Origin of the sequence: Streptomyces hirsutus (assembly GCF_001418415.1) — a bacterium.
Classification (GTDB): domain Bacteria; phylum Actinomycetota; class Actinomycetes; order Streptomycetales; family Streptomycetaceae; genus Streptomyces; species Streptomyces hirsutus.
Genome location: NZ_LIQT01000212.1, coordinates 1 through 14,583 on the forward strand (window position 1 = coordinate 1; position 14,583 = coordinate 14,583).

Consider the following 14,583-nt stretch of genomic DNA (forward strand, 5'->3'; position numbering starts at 1 on the left):
GGCCCGACGCCGCTGGCGGTCTGCAGCAGTTCGAAGGTCTGCCGCTCGTCGTCGTCCGCGAAGCCGTAGAGGGTGAGCGAGTCCTCGCGTACGACGAGGGAGGTGGCGAGCCGGGCGGTCTGGCCGACGCGCAGCGTGGACAGCGTGTTCGGCGTGCACTGGACGGCCATGCCGACGCCGCCGATCTCGACGACCGCGGTGTCGGGGGCGAGTGCGGCGACCGTGCCGCTGACGAAGGCGATCATGCGGTGCGCCCCTTCGATGGGTTGGGCGATGGGTTCGATGAGGGGATCGGTGCTGTGGGTGTTCTCCGGCCGGACGCCTTCGAGGCGGCCGTGCGCGCAGGGGTCGCGCGCGGGGCGGTGCGGGAGGCGTGCAGGGCGGCGGCCTGCTGGAGGCGGTTCTGCGCGGGGGCCCGCCAGATGTGGCAGATGGCGAGGGCGAGAGCGTCTGCCGCGTCGGCGGGCTTCGGAGGCGCGTCCAGCCGCAGCAGACGGGTGACCATCGCACCGACCTGGGCCTTGTCCGCGCGCCCGGAACCGGTCACGGCCGCCTTGACCTCGCTGGGGGTGTGCAGGGCGACGGGGATCCCGCGGCGGGAGGCGCACAGCAGGGCGACGGCGCTCGCCTGGGCGGTGCCCATCACCGTACGGACGTTGTGCTGGCTGAAGACGCGCTCGACGGCGACGAACTCCGGCCGATACTCGTCCAGCCACTGCTCGAGGCCCTGCTCGACGGCGACGAGACGGTGACCGAGGTCGGCGTCGGCGGGCGTGCGCACGACGCCCACACCGAGCATGGTCAGCGGTCGCCCCGCGACCCCTTCGACCACCCCGACACCGCACCTCGTCAGTCCCGGGTCCACCCCCAGTACACGCACCCTGCACCCCTCTTCGCGGCTGATCCGCCGCCGCTCCCGCGGACCTGGTCGATCGCCGTCGGGGTTCCTCAATCGATGGTTGCGGTCCGGCGGACGGTGATCCTTGACGTGTGCCAGGCTATCGGCTGCCACCGACAGGAGCGGCGGGCCGATGGGGAGGTGTCCCATCGGCCCGCCGGAACCGTCGTGCACGCGGCAGCGCTACGCGTCGACCTTCTCCATGATCTCGTCGCTCACGTCGAAGTTGGCGAAGACGTTCTGCACGTCGTCGCTGTCCTCCAGCGCGTCGATCAGCTTGAAGATCTTCTTGGCGCCCTCCTCGTCCAGCTCGACCTGCATGGTCGGGACGAAGTTGGCCTCGGCGGAGTCGTAGTCGATCCCGGCGTCCTGCAGAGCGGTACGGACCTCGACCAGATCGGTGGCCTCGCTGAGCACCTCAAAGGACTCACCGAGGTCGTTGACCTCCTCGGCGCCCGCGTCCAGGACGGCGGTGAGGACGTCGTCCTCGGTCAGCTCGCCCTTGGGGACGATCACGACGCCCTTGCGGTGGAACAGGTACGACACCGAACCCGGGTCGGCCATCGAGCCGCCGTTGCGGGTCATCGCGACGCGCACGTCGGAGGCGGCACGGTTGCGGTTGTCGGTGAGGCACTCGATGAGCACCGCGACACCGTTCGGGCCGTAGCCCTCGTACATGATCGTCTCGTAGTCGGCGCCACCGGCCTCGAGACCGCCGCCGCGCTTGATGGCGGAGTCGATGTTCTTGTTCGGCACCGACTGCTTCTTGGCCTTCTGAACGGCGTCGTAGAGGGTCGGGTTGCCCTCCAGATCGACACCGCCCATACGCGCGGCGACCTCGATGTTCTTGATCAGCTTCGCGAAGAGTTTGCCGCGCTTGGCGTCGATCACGGCCTTCTTGTGCTTCGTCGTGGCCCATTTAGAGTGGCCGGACATCTGCCTGTCTCCTTCGCGTAACCCATCTCTGCAACGAACGCAGGAATCCTACAAGGGTCCGGCCGCCTTGTACCCGCGTGCCATGTCGACGAACAGGCCGTGCACCCGGTGATCTCCCGTCAGTTCCGGGTGGAACGACGTGGCCAGTGCGTTGCCCTGACGGACGGCGACGATGTGGCCGTCGTGCTCGGCGATCACCTCCGCACCGGCGCCGGCGGACTCGACCCAGGGAGCGCGGATGAAGACTCCGTGCACGGGGCCGCCCTCGACGCCCCTGACCTCGACCGCCGCCTCGAACGACTCGTTCTGCCGTCCGAACGCGTTGCGGCGCACGATCATGTCGACGCCTCCCACGGTCTCCTGACCGGAGCGCGGGTCGAGGATCTTGTCGGCGAGCAGGATCATCCCGGCGCAGGTGCCGTAGACCGGCATACCGCCTTGCACGCGTGCGCGCAGGGGCTCCATCAGACCGAACAGGACGGCCAGCTTGGAGATGGTGGTGGACTCCCCGCCGGGGAGCACCAAGCCGTCGACCTCGGCGAGTTCCTCCGGGCGCCGCACCGGCCTGGCGACGGCGCCGGCCGCGGCCAGGGCGACGAGGTGCTCCCGTACGTCGCCCTGGAGGGCCAGGACACCGATGACGATGTCGCTCATGCCCGGTGCCTACCAGCCGCGGTTGGCGTAGCGCTCGGTCTCGGGAAGGGTGTCGCAGTTGATGCCGACCATGGCCTCGCCGAGATTGCGGGACGCCTCCGCGATCACCTTGGGGTCGTCGAAGAAGGTGGTCGCCTTGACGATGGCGGCCGCACGCTTGGCCGGGTCGCCGGACTTGAAGATGCCGGAGCCGACGAAGACGCCCTCGGCGCCGAGCTGACGCATCAGGGCGGCGTCGGCGGGGGTGGCGACACCACCGGCGGAGAACAGCACCACCGGCAGCTTGCCCAGCTCGGCAACCTCCTTGACCAGCTCGTACGGGGCGCGCAGCTCCTTGGCGGCGGCGTACAGCTCGTGGTTGTCGAAGCCGCGCAGCCGGGCGATCTCGTTCTTGATCTGACGCAGGTGGCGCACGGCCTCGACGACGTTGCCGGTGCCGGCCTCGCCCTTGGAGCGGATCATCGCGGCGCCCTCGGCGATGCGGCGCAGGGCCTCGCCGAGGTTGGTGGCACCGCAGACGAAGGGGGTGGTGAACGACCACTTGTCGGAGTGGTTGACCTCGTCGGCCGGGGTGAGGACCTCGGACTCGTCGATGTAGTCGACGCCGAGCGACTGCAGCACCTGCGCCTCGACGAAGTGGCCGATGCGGGACTTGGCCATGACCGGGATGGAGACCGCCGCGATGATGCCCTCGATCATGTCCGGGTCGGACATACGGGCCACGCCGCCGTCCTTGCGGATGTCGGCGGGCACGCGCTCCAGCGCCATGACGGCGACGGCGCCCGCGTCCTCGGCGATCTTCGCCTGCTCCGGCGTGACGACGTCCATGATCACGCCGCCCTTGAGCTGCTCGGCCATGCCGCGCTTCACGCGGGCGGTGCCGGTCTCGGGACCCTGGTTTTCGGAGAGCGTGCTGGACACGAGTGACCTCACTGATGACGAAGGGGGAGTTCTACAGCACTGAGGAAACGTGAACGAACCAGTCCACAGCAAGAGCCAATGAAGAGGCGGTGGATCGTTTTGGGCGGAGCTCCCGGCAGCTCTCCCGGTGAGTGCCGCCGACCGGGGCCCGCCCGGCGGATCATTCCGGAGACGCGGGACAGGCCCTAGGCCGCGCGTTCGATCAGGGCGGCCGGCGGTTCGTCGTCCATTTCGAACGCCATCGGGAACGGCGCGTGTCCCGCCAGCCGGAACCAGCGCACCTTCCGGTGCCGGCGCAGGGCGCGTGCGGCCCGTACGGTGTCGTTGTGGAAACGGCGGGCCATGGGCACCCTGCGGACCGCCTCGGCGAGTTCCACGGTCGCGTTCTCTCCCCCGGGAGCCTCCTTGACCGCGTCGACCTGCTGCGGCTCGGCGAAAACGGCCCGCAGCGCCTGGCTCAGTTCGCTCTCGGCGACCTCCCGCTGCTCCTCCACCGCCTGCCGCGCGGCGTGCGCGGCCTCGTAGAGCACGATCGAGGCGGCGGGGTCGAGCACCCCTGACGTGGCCAGTTCCTGGGCCACGGAGGCGCGGCGCAGCAACTGCGCGTCCATTGCGGCGCGGGCGGCGTCGATCCGGGCGTGCAGCCGGTCCAGCCGCCCCGCCGTCCAGCTCAGGTAGAGGCCGATCACGACGAGGGCGACAAGGATCCAGATCAGGGTTGCGGTCACGGGCGGCAAGGCTACCGGGACACCGCACCCGCCCGGCCGAGCGCCCGGGGCGCCCCGGGGGCCGGCGCCGGCGCTCGTCGCCGTTCACCGGAGGTGCGGGCTGCCGTGTCCTGGGCCCGGCCGAACAACTGCCCTCGGTCCTCGGCCGCCCTCAGTCCCTCGCCAGCCCGAAGCGCGACCACAGCCCCGTCGTCCGTTCGTCTGCGGCCACCGCCGCCGCTCCGGCGGTCACCGTCTCGTAGACGGACATGATGTCCGCGCCGACGGTCGACCAGTCGAAGCGGCGGACGTGGGCGCTGCCCCGCTCGCGCAGCTTCGCGCGCCGCTCCGGGTCCCCCAGGAGGCGTACCGCGGCCTCGGCGAGCGCGTCGGCGTCCTCGTTGGGGAACAGTTCGCCGGCCGCCCCCCGGTCGAGCACCTGGGCGAAGGCGTCCAGGTCGGAGGCGAGCACCGGCGCCCCCGCGGACATCGCCTCGACCAGGATGATGCCGAAGCTCTCGCCGCCGGTGTTGGGCGCCACGTACAGGTCGACGCTGCGCAGGAAGCGGGCCTTGTCCTCGTCGCTGACCATGCCGAGGAACTCGACCCGGGAACGGAGTTCGGCGGGCAGGTCCTCCACCGCCTCCTTCTCGTCGCCGCGCCCCGCGACCAGCAGCCGCGTCTGCGGGCGGGCGGCGAGGATCTTCGGCAGGGCGCCCATCAGCACCGGCAGGCCCTTGCGGGGCTCGTCGATGCGGCCGATGAAGCCGATCGTGTCGCCCTGCCACTCGGGCCGGGGCTCGGCGCGGGCGAAGAAGTCGACGTCCACCCCGTTCGGGATCACCACCGCGTCGCCGCCGAGGTGTTCGACGAGCGTGCGGCGGGCGTACTCGCTCACCGCGATCCGTGCGCTGATCTTCTCCAGTGCCGCCTGCAGGATGGAGTACGCGGCGACCATGGCCCTGGAGCGCGGATTGGACGTGTGGAAGGTGGCGACGATGGGTCCCTGGGCCGCCCAGCAGGCCAGCAGGCCGAGCGAGGGCGAGGTCGGCTCGTGGATGTGGATCACGTCGAAGGCGCCCTCGTGGAGCCAACGCCGTACCCGGGCCGCCGACAGGAAGCCGAAGTTGAGCCGGGCCACCGAGCCGTTGTACGGCACCGGCACCGCACGGCCGGCCGAGACGACGTACGGCGGCAGCGGCGTCTCGTCGTCGGCCGGGGCGAGGACGGACACCTCGTGGCCGAGGCGGATGAAGTACTCGGCCAGATCGCGGATGTGGAACTGGACGCCGCCCGGCACGTCCCAGGAGTACGGGCAGACGATGCCGATCCTCATGGGGTTCCCTCCCGGGCGTCCTGATCGGGTTCCCGCGCGGGATCGAGATCCTTGAGCCACAACCGCTGCAACATGTGCCAGTCCTCCGGGTGGTCGGCGATCCCCGTGGCGAAGGCGTCGGCCAGCGCCTGTGTCATGACGGACGTCTTCTCGGCCCGCGTACCTGACTCGGGGACCGGGACCGCTGGATGGACCCGGCCCCGCATCACGGGCGAGTCGTCGTACCAGAGCGTCGCCGGCAGCAGCAGCGCCCCGGTGTGCTGGGCGAGCAGGGCGGGGCCGGCCGGCATCCGCGCGGTCTCGCCGAAGAACTCGACCTCCACGCCGGAGGCCGACAGGTCGCGGTCGGCGACCAGGCAGACCAGCCCCCCGTCGCGCAGCCGCCGGGCCAGCGTGCCGAACGCGCTGCCGCCGCTGTGCGGGAGCACCTCCATGCCGAGGCCCTCCCGGTAGGCGACGAAGCGGTCGTACAGCGTTTCCGGCTTCAGCCGTTCGGCGACGGTGGTGAACGGGATGCCGAGCCCGGTGGTGGCCCAGGCGCCCGCGAGATCCCAGTTGGCGAGGTGCGGCAGCGCGAGGACGACGCCCTTGCCGGCCGCCATGCCGTCGGTCACTCGGTGGATGTCCTTGATGTCGATGCCGTTCGCGATGCGCTCCGGACTCCAGGCGGGCAGCCGGAAGGACTCCATCCAGTACCGCAGGTACGAACGCATGCCCGCGCGGGACAGTTCGGCGAGCCGCTCGGGGCTCGCGTCGGGCACCACGCGCGCGTAGTTGCTCTCCAGCCGCTGCACGCCCTGGCCGCGCCGCTTCCAGGCGAGGTCGGCGATGGTCCGGCCGAGCCGCACGGCGACGGGTTCGGGGAGCTTCTTGACGGTGGCCCAGCCGGCACCGTACAGAGCGTCGCTCAGGCGGTCCCGCGCGCTCACTTCGCGGCCCCGCTCCCGCGGGCCTCCTGCTCCCCGGCGGCCTCCTGCTCCTCCGCGGCCTCCGCCTCGGCGGACTCCCGGCGCACCGTGACGACCCGCTGGATCAACGTGATCAGGCTGCCGACGGCGACGATCCACAGGGCGACCGGCAGCAGGTACTGGATGCCGGGCACACCGAAGGCGTGCAGGCCCGCCAGACCGGCCGCGACCAGCGAGATCACGAGCCGCTCGGCCCGCTCGATCAGCCCGTTCACGGCCACCGGCAGTCCGATCGACTCGCCGCGCGCCTTGGTGTACGACACCACCTGGCCGCTGGCCAGGCAGAAGATCGACACGGCGCACAGGACGATGTCGTCGCCCCCGCCCGCGTACCACAGGGCGAAGCCGCCGAAGACGGCCCCGTCGGCGACCCGGTCGAGGGTGGAGTCGAGGAAGGCCCCCCAGCGGCTGGAGCGGCCCAGCTGGCGGGCCATGTTGCCGTCGACGAGGTCGGAGAACACGAACAGCGTGATCACGACCGTGCCCCAGAAGAACTCGCCCATGGGGTAGAAGACCAGCGCGCCCGCGACCACGCCGGCGGTGCCGATGAGCGTGACCGTGTCCGGGCTGACCCCCCGCCGGATGAGAAACGCGGCGAACGGTGTGAGGACACGCGTGAAGAATGCACGCGCGTACTTGTTCAGCATGGCCTTCCCGACGGTCGGTGTGGCCGTGTGGCCCCACTGGCCACCGGCTGGCCCATCGTAGTCACGCATGCGTGTCACCGACGGCCGGGCACCCGAGGACCCGGTACGGGGACCGCCGTCGCACGGGTCCGCGGGCCGGACCGGGCCGGAAGTCTCGGCCGGGGCCGGACTCGGGACGTCCGGGGGCACGGCCGGGTGGCGCCGGGAGGCGGGATCGCGTCCTTCGTATGGACGCACCGTGACGGGAGTGGAAAGCTCGAAGGACCGCGGGCGTCGCCGGAGCCGTCACCGCTCGGGGTGCCCCGGGCCAGGCCCCGGGGAGGATTCCGCGAGTCCGCGCCCACAGTGACCTCACCGTGCACGGGAGGCAGGACCATGGGCGACAAGGCGCACACACAGCCCGGAGCCGCCGGAAGGGCACAGGCGGCCGACCACCCCACGTCCGTACGGAATGTGGTGCTGGTCGGCCACTCCGGATCGGGCAAGACCACCTTGGTGGAGGCTCTCGCACTGACCGCCGGAGCCGTGAACCGGGCGGGCCGGGTGGAGGACGGCGGGACCGTCTCCGACTACGACGACATCGAGCACCGGCAGCAGCGCTCGGTACAGCTCTCCCTGGTGCCCCTCGAATGGGACGGCATCAAGATCAACCTGTTGGACACCCCCGGGTACGCCGACTTCGTCGGTGAGCTCAGGGCCGGTCTGCGAGCGGCGGACGCGGCCCTTTTCGTCGTCTCGGCCTCCGACGGGGTGGACGGCTCCACCCGCATGGTGTGGGACGAGTGCGCGGCCGTCGGCATGCCGCGGGCCATCGTCGTCACGCACCTGGAGGCGGCACGCGCGAACTTCGACGAGATGACGCGCGTGTGCGCGGAGACGTTCGGCGGGGACGACCCCGACGCCGTACTGCCGCTGTACCTGCCGCTGCACGGTTTGGAGGGGGCCGACGGGCACGCGCCCGTGACGGGTCTGATCGGGCTGCTGACCCAGAAGTTGTTCGACTACTCCTCCGGCGAGCGCGAGGAGCACGAGCCCGAACCGGACCGGCTGCCGCTGATCGAGGAGGCCCGCAACCGGCTGATCGAGGGGATCATCGCGGAGAGCGAGGACGAGACCCTCATGGACCGCTACCTCGGCGGCGAGTCGTGCGACGTCAAGACCCTGATCGAGGACCTGGAGAAGGCCGTCGCGCGCGGTGCGTTCTTCCCCGTCCTGGCCGCCGCCCCCGCGGCCGAGGATGCCCGCCAGGGCCTCGGCACGGTCGAACTGCTGGAGCTGATCACCGGCGGCTTCCCGACCCCGCTGGAACACGGCACACCGCCGGTGACCACCATCGACGGCACACCGCGCGAGCTGAACCCGTGCGACCCCGACGCCCCGCTGGTCGCGGAGGTCGTCAAGACGTCGTCCGACCCGTACGTCGGGCGGATCTCGCTGATCCGGCTGTTCTCCGGCACCCTGCGCGCCGACCAGACGGTGCACGTCTCGGGGCACGGACTGGTCGACCGGGGCCACGAGGACCACGACGTCGACGAACGGATCGGCGCCCTGTCCACGCCGTTCGGCAAGCAGCAGCGCCCGGTGTCCCACGTCATCGCGGGCGATCTCGCGTGCGTGGCGAAACTGGGCCGCGCGGAGACCGGGGACACCCTGTCCGCCAAGGACGATCCCCTGCTGATGGAACCCTGGGAGATGCCCGACCCACTGCTGCCCCTGGCCATCCAGGCCCACAGCAAACCGGACGAGGACAAGCTCTCGCAGGGGCTGGCCCGCCTCGTCGCGGAGGACCCCACCATGCGCCTGGAGCACAACCAGGACACCCACCAGGTGGTCCTGTGGTGCCTGGGCGAGGCCCACGCGGACGTGGCCCTGGAGCGCCTGCGCAACCGGTACGGCGTCCAGGTGGACGTCGTGGCCCACCGGGTGCCGCTGCGCGAGACGTTCGGCGACAAGGCCTCCGGGCGCGGACGGCACGTCAAGCAGTCCGGCGGGCACGGACAGTTCGCCATCTGCGAGATCGACGTGGAGCCGCTGCCGGGCGGTTCGGGCATCGAGTTCGTGGACAAGGTCGTCGGCGGCGCGGTGCCACGGCAGTTCATCCCGTCCGTCGAGAAGGGCGTACGGGCCCAGGCCGCCAAGGGAGTCGCGGCCGGTCACCCGCTGATCGACGTACGGGTGACGCTGAGGGACGGCAAGGCGCACTCGGTGGACTCCTCCGACGCGGCCTTCCAGACGGCCGGCGCGCTGGCGCTGCGGGAGGCGGCCGCGGACGCGCGGATCAATCTCCTGGAGCCGGTGGCCGAGGTGAGCGTGCTGGTCGGTGACGACTACGTGGGTCCGGTGATGAGCGATCTGTCCGGCCGGCGCGGCCGGGTGCTCGGCACCGAACAGTCGGCGGGCGGCCGGACCCTCATCAGGGCCGAGGTCCCGGAGATCGAGATCGGCCGGTACAGCGTGGATCTGCGGGCGCTCTCGCACGGCACCGCGCGCTTCAGCCGCCGGTACGTGCGGCACGAGCCGATGCCGTCGCAGGTCGCCGAGCGGGTCCGGGAGGAGGCGCTCAGCGCCTGACGGCGGACGGGGCACATGCCTCCTCCTCATCGCCACGGCCCGGAATTCGGCGCCGGGCGCCCGCGGGACCGTTCCGGCGGCCCCGCGGGCGCCCGCGCACCACCGCGCCCGGACATAAGCCCGTGCACGCGTCCGCAAGTGACGGAACACGTCCCGGGAAGCCTCACTTCGTACCGGCAGGCGGCTTTCGGCCGTCCGCCGACGGACGCCGTCGGCGACGGATACCCTGAAGACCAGTTCAACAGGTGTGCGGAGCAAGGAAGTCGGGAAGGCCGCAAGACGACAGTCGCGGCGATCGGGGGCGGGAATGGCCGTTGAAGGCGGTTACGCGGAGTTCTTCGGTCCGCAGGTGCCACGCACCGGCGACGAGGGGCAGACCCCGACGTTCGCGCTGGCTTCGGCCGCCTACCGGGACAATGAGGCCGACGAGATACTCAAGGCCAACACCGAGTGGCACAAGTCGTCCGTCAGCAAGCCCCGGATCGCGTTGTTCCGGCCGAATCTGGGCGAGGCGTTCTCCCGGGCGATCATCGACCGGATGCTGGGTTCCGGGCGGGCACCGCTCATCCAGTCCTTCGGCACCCAGCCGCAGGCGGTCGTGGAGCACAGCCTCGCGGCCCACCGCATCCGCAGGGAACGGGACAACTGGCTCAGTGCCGTGATGGTGCTGTGCGGTGTGCTGTTCCTGCCCGGACTGCTGGTCTGGCTGCTGGTCTTCCAGATCCGCACCACCATCGCCCGGCGCGAGGACAAGCGGGCCGGCGCGCTCGCCACCACGCTGCTGGTCGCGATGGGACTCCTCGCCGTGGTCTTCCTGCTCCGGATGCCCTTCGACGGATTCTGGGGCTGGTACGCGCGCGCTTGTGTCGTCGCCCCGGTGATCGGCTGGTTCTGGGCCAAGCGGATCTGCGAGCGCACGGCACGGGACCTCAGGGAGCGCTGGAGCAGCCTCCTCTCCGGCGGCAGCGTGGGCGCCAAGGTGCCCGAGGCGGTGCCGAGCAGCCCCGGCGAGACGGCCGCCGAGGAGCTGCGGCAGTCGCTGGCCCGGCTCAGCGCCGAGCAGCAGTCCAATTCCGTGTTCTACGCCGGGCCCAAGGGGATACTCGGCATGGGCACGCGTTGGGGCAGCTGGCAGCTCGCCGAGGAGCTGCTCCCGATCGACCCGGACCGGGAGATCAACCCGTTCCGCAGCTGGGACGTCATCAAGGCCGTCCACGACCGGCTGCGGATGCTGGAGCGCGGCCCGCTGCACACCGGCGGCTTCCCCAAGCCGACGGTGCGGCACTGGATCGTCACGCCGATCGGGGAGAACGCGGACGGGGTCTCCCGGCCCGACGGCACCGACGTCGAGGCCTACCGGATCAAGCCGCACGCCATACAGGAGATCTGCAACAACCAGCAGTTCGGCGCGGGCGACCGGCACTATCTGGGCGTGCAGTGGACCCTGTGGGACGGCCAGCTGGTCCTCACCATGCTGATCACGGTGACGGTGCTGCACGAGACGCTGCGCATCGAGGTCACCGGACACGCCCTGGGCCCGGTGCACTCCCTGTTCACGAGCAAGCCGGCCGCCAAGGAGAAGAGCGTCCAGAAGTCGGTCAGGTTCTGGGAGACCCGGACGGTGAAGCTCCCGCTGGTCGACACCGACGAGGTGGTGCGCCTGGCCGCCCGTGCGCCGCTGACCTGGTATCCGCCGCTGCTCTACTGGCTGGGCGGCAAGCTCTCGCTGCCCGAGCCCTTCGGGCTGCGGCACGCCTGGGCGGACAAGCCGTGGCGGCACCGCTTCATGGCCGACGACGCGCTGCGCGCGGCCACGCCGGTCCTCCGGGCGGTGCACTCGGCGGCGATCAAGGTGCTGAAGGAGAACGGCGTGGACACGGAGAAGTTCGGTGCCCGGTCCTCGTCCCTCAGCGGGGCGATCCAGGACGCGGCGCCCAAGAAGGCCGACGTGTACGACGCGTAGGCCTCCGGCCGTGGGCGGGGCAGTCGCCGAGGCTGCTGTCCCGCCGCTCGCCGCACGGGCGGATCACGCCGTGGGCCAGGCCTCCGCGAGCATCTTGCGGGTGTCGGCCAGCAGTTGCGGCAGTACCCTCGTGTGGCCGATCACGGGAAGGAAATTGGTGTCGCCGCCCCAACGCGGCACGATGTGCTGGTGCAGGTGGGCAGCGATGCCCGCGCCGGCCGCCGAACCCTGGTTCATTCCGATATTGAAGCCATGAGCGCCGGACGCGGCGCGCAGAGCTGTCATCGCTTGCTTGGTCAGTTCGGCCAACTCGACCGTTTCCGCGTCGGTGAGATCCGTGTAGTCGGCGACATGTCGATAGGGCACGGTCATCAGGTGGCCACCGTTGTAGGGGTAGAGGTTGAGCACCACGTACACATGCTCACCCCGCTTGACGATCAGCCCGTCGTCGTCGGACTTGGCCGGGATCGAGCAGAAGGGGCACCCGTCGTCGGCGCCGGGACCGCTCGGCTTGCTCTCGCCCTGGATGTAGGCCATCCGGTGCGGCGTCCACAGACGCTGGAACGCGTCGGGCGTTCCCACTCCCAGCTGCTGTTCCGGCTCACTCGTCATGAGGTCCAGCATATGGCTTCGCCACAGGGGTAGGACAAAGGCCCCCGGGCTCGCTCCCGGGGGCCGATCCCCGCGTCGGCGGGGAGTAACAGCACCTTCATGTGTCCGACAACCGGTATGAACGGACCATCCCCGCGGCGGCGGGGACCGCGTCACACCTGAACGCGACGCTCCACCACATCAACGAGCTTGGCGATGGCCTCGTCACGCGGAATGCCGTTCTCCTGCGAACCGTCGCGGTAGCGGAAGGAGACCGTGCCCGCGTTCATGTCGTCGTCGCCGACGATGACCATGAACGGGACCTTGAGCTTCTGCTGCGTGCGGATCTTCTTCTGCATGCGGTCCGAGGAGGAGTCCACCTCGACGCGCAGGCCCTTGCGCTTCGCGTCGGCGGCGAACTTCTCCAGGTACTCCACGTGGGCGTCGCCGACCGGGATGCCCACCGCCTGCACCGGTGCCAGCCACGCCGGGAAGGCACCCGCGTAGTGCTCCAGCATCACCGCGAAGAACCGCTCGATCGATCCGAACAGCGCGCGGTGGATCATGACCGGGCGGGTCTTGGAGCCGTCCGCGGCCGTGTACTCCAGGTCGAAGCGCTCCGGCAGGTTGAAGTCGAGCTGGATCGTCGACATCTGCCAGGTGCGGCCGATGGCGTCCTTGGTCTGCACCGAGATCTTCGGGCCGTAGAAGGCGGCGCCGCCCGGGTCCGGGACCAGCGGCAGGCCCTGCTTCTCGGCGACCTGGCGCAGTGTCTCGGTGGCCTCTTCCCAGGCCTCGTCGGTGCCGACGAACTTTTCCGGATCCTTGGTGGACAGCTCCAGGTAGAAGTCGGTCAGGCCGTAGTCGCGCAGCAGGCCGAGCACGAAGGTGAGCGTCTTGTCGAGCTCGTCCGCCATCTGCTCGCGGGTGCAGTAGATGTGCGCGTCGTCCTGGGTGAAGCCGCGGGCGCGGGTCAGACCGTGCACGACACCCGACTTCTCGTAGCGGTAGACCGTGCCGAACTCGAAGAGCCTCAAGGGCAGTTCACGGTACGACCGGCCGCGCGCGTCGAAGATCAGGTTGTGCATCGGGCAGTTCATGGGCTTGAGGTAGTAGTCCACGCCCTCGTCGAGCTGCATGGGCGGGTACATGCCGTCGGCGTACCAGTCCAGGTGGCCCGAGGTCTCGAAGAGCTTCCCCTTCGTCGCGTGCGGGGTGTAGACGAACTCGTAGCCCTCCTCCTCGTGGCGGCGCCGCGAGTAGTCCTCCATGACCCGGCGGATGATGCCGCCCTTGGGGTGGAAGACGGCGAGGCCGGAGCCGATCTGCTCCGGGATGGAGAACAGGTCCAGCTCGGAGCCGAGCTTGCGGTGGTCGCGCTTCTCGGCTTCGGCGAGGAACTCCAGGTGCGCCTTCAGCTCGTCCTTGGACGGCCAGGCGGTGCCGTAGATGCGCTGGAGCATCGGGTTCTTCTCGCTGCCGCGCCAGTAGGCGGCGGCGTTGCGCATCAGCTTGAACGCCGGGATGTTCCGGGTGGTCGGCAGGTGGGGACCGCGACAGAGGTCCTTCCAGCACAGGTCGCCGGTCTTGGCGTCGAGGTTGTCGTAGATCGTCAGCTCGCCGGCGCCGACCTCGACGTCCGCGCCGTCGTCGTGCGACGCGGAGCCCTTGAGGCCGATCAGCTCGAGCTTGTACGGCTCGTCGGCCAGTTCCTCGCGGGCCTCGTCGTCCGTGACCACGCGGCGGGCGAAGCGCTGCCCGCGCTTCTGGATCTCCTGCATGCGCTTCTCGATGGCCTTGAGGTCATCGGGGTGGAAGGGCTTGTCGACGTCGAAGTCGTAGTAGAAGCCGTCCTTGACCGGCGGGCCGATGCCCAGCTTGGCCTCGGGGAACAGCTCCTGCACGGCCTGGGCCATGACGTGCGCGGTGGAGTGGCGCAGGATGGCGAGGCCGTCCGGGGACGAGATCTCGACGGCTTCGACGGTGTCGCCGTCGCTGACCTCATGGGCGAGGTCCTTGAGCTCACCGGCCACCCGCGCGGCGATGACCGAGCGTTCGCCGGCGAAGAGCTCGGCGGCCGTGGTGCCCGTCGTCACCACGCGTTCTTCCCGCTCGGAATCGCGTTGGATGATCACACGGACGTCTGACACCGGTCTCTCCTGACTGAAGGCTGGGCCGCGGCGCCATACCTGAGCGCACGCATAGGTGCGATCGTACCGACCCGGACCGGTGCGGGTCGAAATCATTGCCGCGACCGTACGTGCCGCCGTCCCCGCCCGCGTCCCTCGCGCCGTGCCGGTGGCCGCCATTGGCGGTGCGGAGTTTTTTCCGGGCACGTGGATGGCCCTGAGCGCGAAGAAGCCGGTCCGCCTGGGGCGGACCGGCTTTCCC

General features: G+C 70.5%; 13 protein-coding genes. 2 read left to right on the forward strand and 11 right to left on the reverse strand.

Going from position 1 to position 14,583, the window contains the following annotated elements; genetic code table 11:
* From ruvA to pgsA, 9 genes are all read right to left on the reverse strand, one after another.
* A partial coding sequence (ruvA, locus tag AOK11_RS17170; protein WP_276204826.1) for a Holliday junction branch migration protein RuvA occupies positions 1-245 on the reverse strand: 245 nt, incomplete at its 3' end.
* Positions 242-880 carry a crossover junction endodeoxyribonuclease RuvC gene (gene ruvC, locus AOK11_RS17175; protein ID WP_079034911.1) on the reverse strand — a complete coding sequence of 213 codons (639 nt, stop codon included), beginning with the start codon at positions 878-880 and terminating at the stop codon, positions 242-244. The genes ruvA and ruvC, both read right to left, overlap by 4 nt.
* A 201-nt stretch (positions 881-1,081) precedes the next feature.
* Positions 1,082-1,834 (reverse strand): YebC/PmpR family DNA-binding transcriptional regulator, encoded by a 753-nt coding sequence (locus AOK11_RS17180; protein ID WP_055594600.1) that lies wholly within the window; start codon positions 1,832-1,834, stop codon positions 1,082-1,084.
* 48 nt (positions 1,835-1,882) lie between these two features.
* Positions 1,883-2,488 (reverse strand): pyridoxal 5'-phosphate synthase glutaminase subunit PdxT, encoded by a 606-nt coding sequence (gene pdxT / locus AOK11_RS17185; protein ID WP_055594601.1) that lies wholly within the window; start codon positions 2,486-2,488, stop codon positions 1,883-1,885.
* 9 nt (positions 2,489-2,497) lie between these two features.
* Positions 2,498-3,409 (reverse strand): pyridoxal 5'-phosphate synthase lyase subunit PdxS, encoded by a 912-nt coding sequence (gene pdxS / locus AOK11_RS17190; protein ID WP_055594602.1) that lies wholly within the window; start codon positions 3,407-3,409, stop codon positions 2,498-2,500.
* Between the two features lie 185 nt (positions 3,410-3,594).
* The gene (locus AOK11_RS17195; protein WP_055594603.1) at positions 3,595-4,137 is read right to left on the reverse strand and encodes a hypothetical protein; all 543 of its coding nucleotides are present in this window, start codon (positions 4,135-4,137) and stop codon (positions 3,595-3,597) included.
* A gap of 151 nt (positions 4,138-4,288) precedes the next feature.
* On the reverse strand, positions 4,289-5,452 hold the full coding sequence (locus tag AOK11_RS17200; RefSeq protein ID WP_055594604.1) for a glycosyltransferase family 4 protein: 1,164 nt from the start codon (positions 5,450-5,452) through the stop codon (positions 4,289-4,291).
* Positions 5,449-6,381, reverse strand: coding sequence for a phosphatidylinositol mannoside acyltransferase (locus tag AOK11_RS17205; RefSeq protein WP_055594605.1), 933 nt, complete (start codon positions 6,379-6,381; stop codon positions 5,449-5,451). Before AOK11_RS17205 ends, AOK11_RS17200 begins: the two co-directional genes overlap by 4 nt.
* Entirely contained in the window at positions 6,378-7,136 is a 759-nt protein-coding gene (gene pgsA / locus AOK11_RS17210; RefSeq protein ID WP_167353807.1) for a phosphatidylinositol phosphate synthase, read from the reverse strand. Before pgsA ends, AOK11_RS17205 begins: the two co-directional genes overlap by 4 nt.
* Positions 7,137-7,442: 306 nt before the next feature.
* On the opposite strand from pgsA, the gene AOK11_RS17215 reads away from it, so the two are divergent.
* Positions 7,443-9,638 carry an elongation factor G-like protein EF-G2 gene (locus tag AOK11_RS17215; RefSeq protein ID WP_055594607.1) on the forward strand — a complete coding sequence of 732 codons (2,196 nt, stop codon included), beginning with the start codon at positions 7,443-7,445 and terminating at the stop codon, positions 9,636-9,638.
* A gap of 307 nt (positions 9,639-9,945) precedes the next feature.
* Positions 9,946-11,601 carry a hypothetical protein gene (locus AOK11_RS17220; RefSeq protein WP_055594608.1) on the forward strand — a complete coding sequence of 552 codons (1,656 nt, stop codon included), beginning with the start codon at positions 9,946-9,948 and terminating at the stop codon, positions 11,599-11,601.
* A gap of 63 nt (positions 11,602-11,664) precedes the next feature.
* Here AOK11_RS17220 and AOK11_RS17225 read toward each other — a convergent pair whose 3' ends face one another.
* Both AOK11_RS17225 and thrS read right to left on the reverse strand, forming a co-directional pair.
* Positions 11,665-12,225 carry an HIT family protein gene (locus AOK11_RS17225; protein ID WP_055594609.1) on the reverse strand — a complete coding sequence of 187 codons (561 nt, stop codon included), beginning with the start codon at positions 12,223-12,225 and terminating at the stop codon, positions 11,665-11,667.
* Between the two features lie 140 nt (positions 12,226-12,365).
* Positions 12,366-14,342: a threonine--tRNA ligase gene (gene thrS, locus AOK11_RS17230; RefSeq protein WP_055594610.1), complete on the reverse strand. Its 1,977-nt coding sequence runs from the start codon at positions 14,340-14,342 to the stop codon at positions 12,366-12,368.
* Between the last annotated feature and the right edge of the window lie 241 nt (positions 14,343-14,583).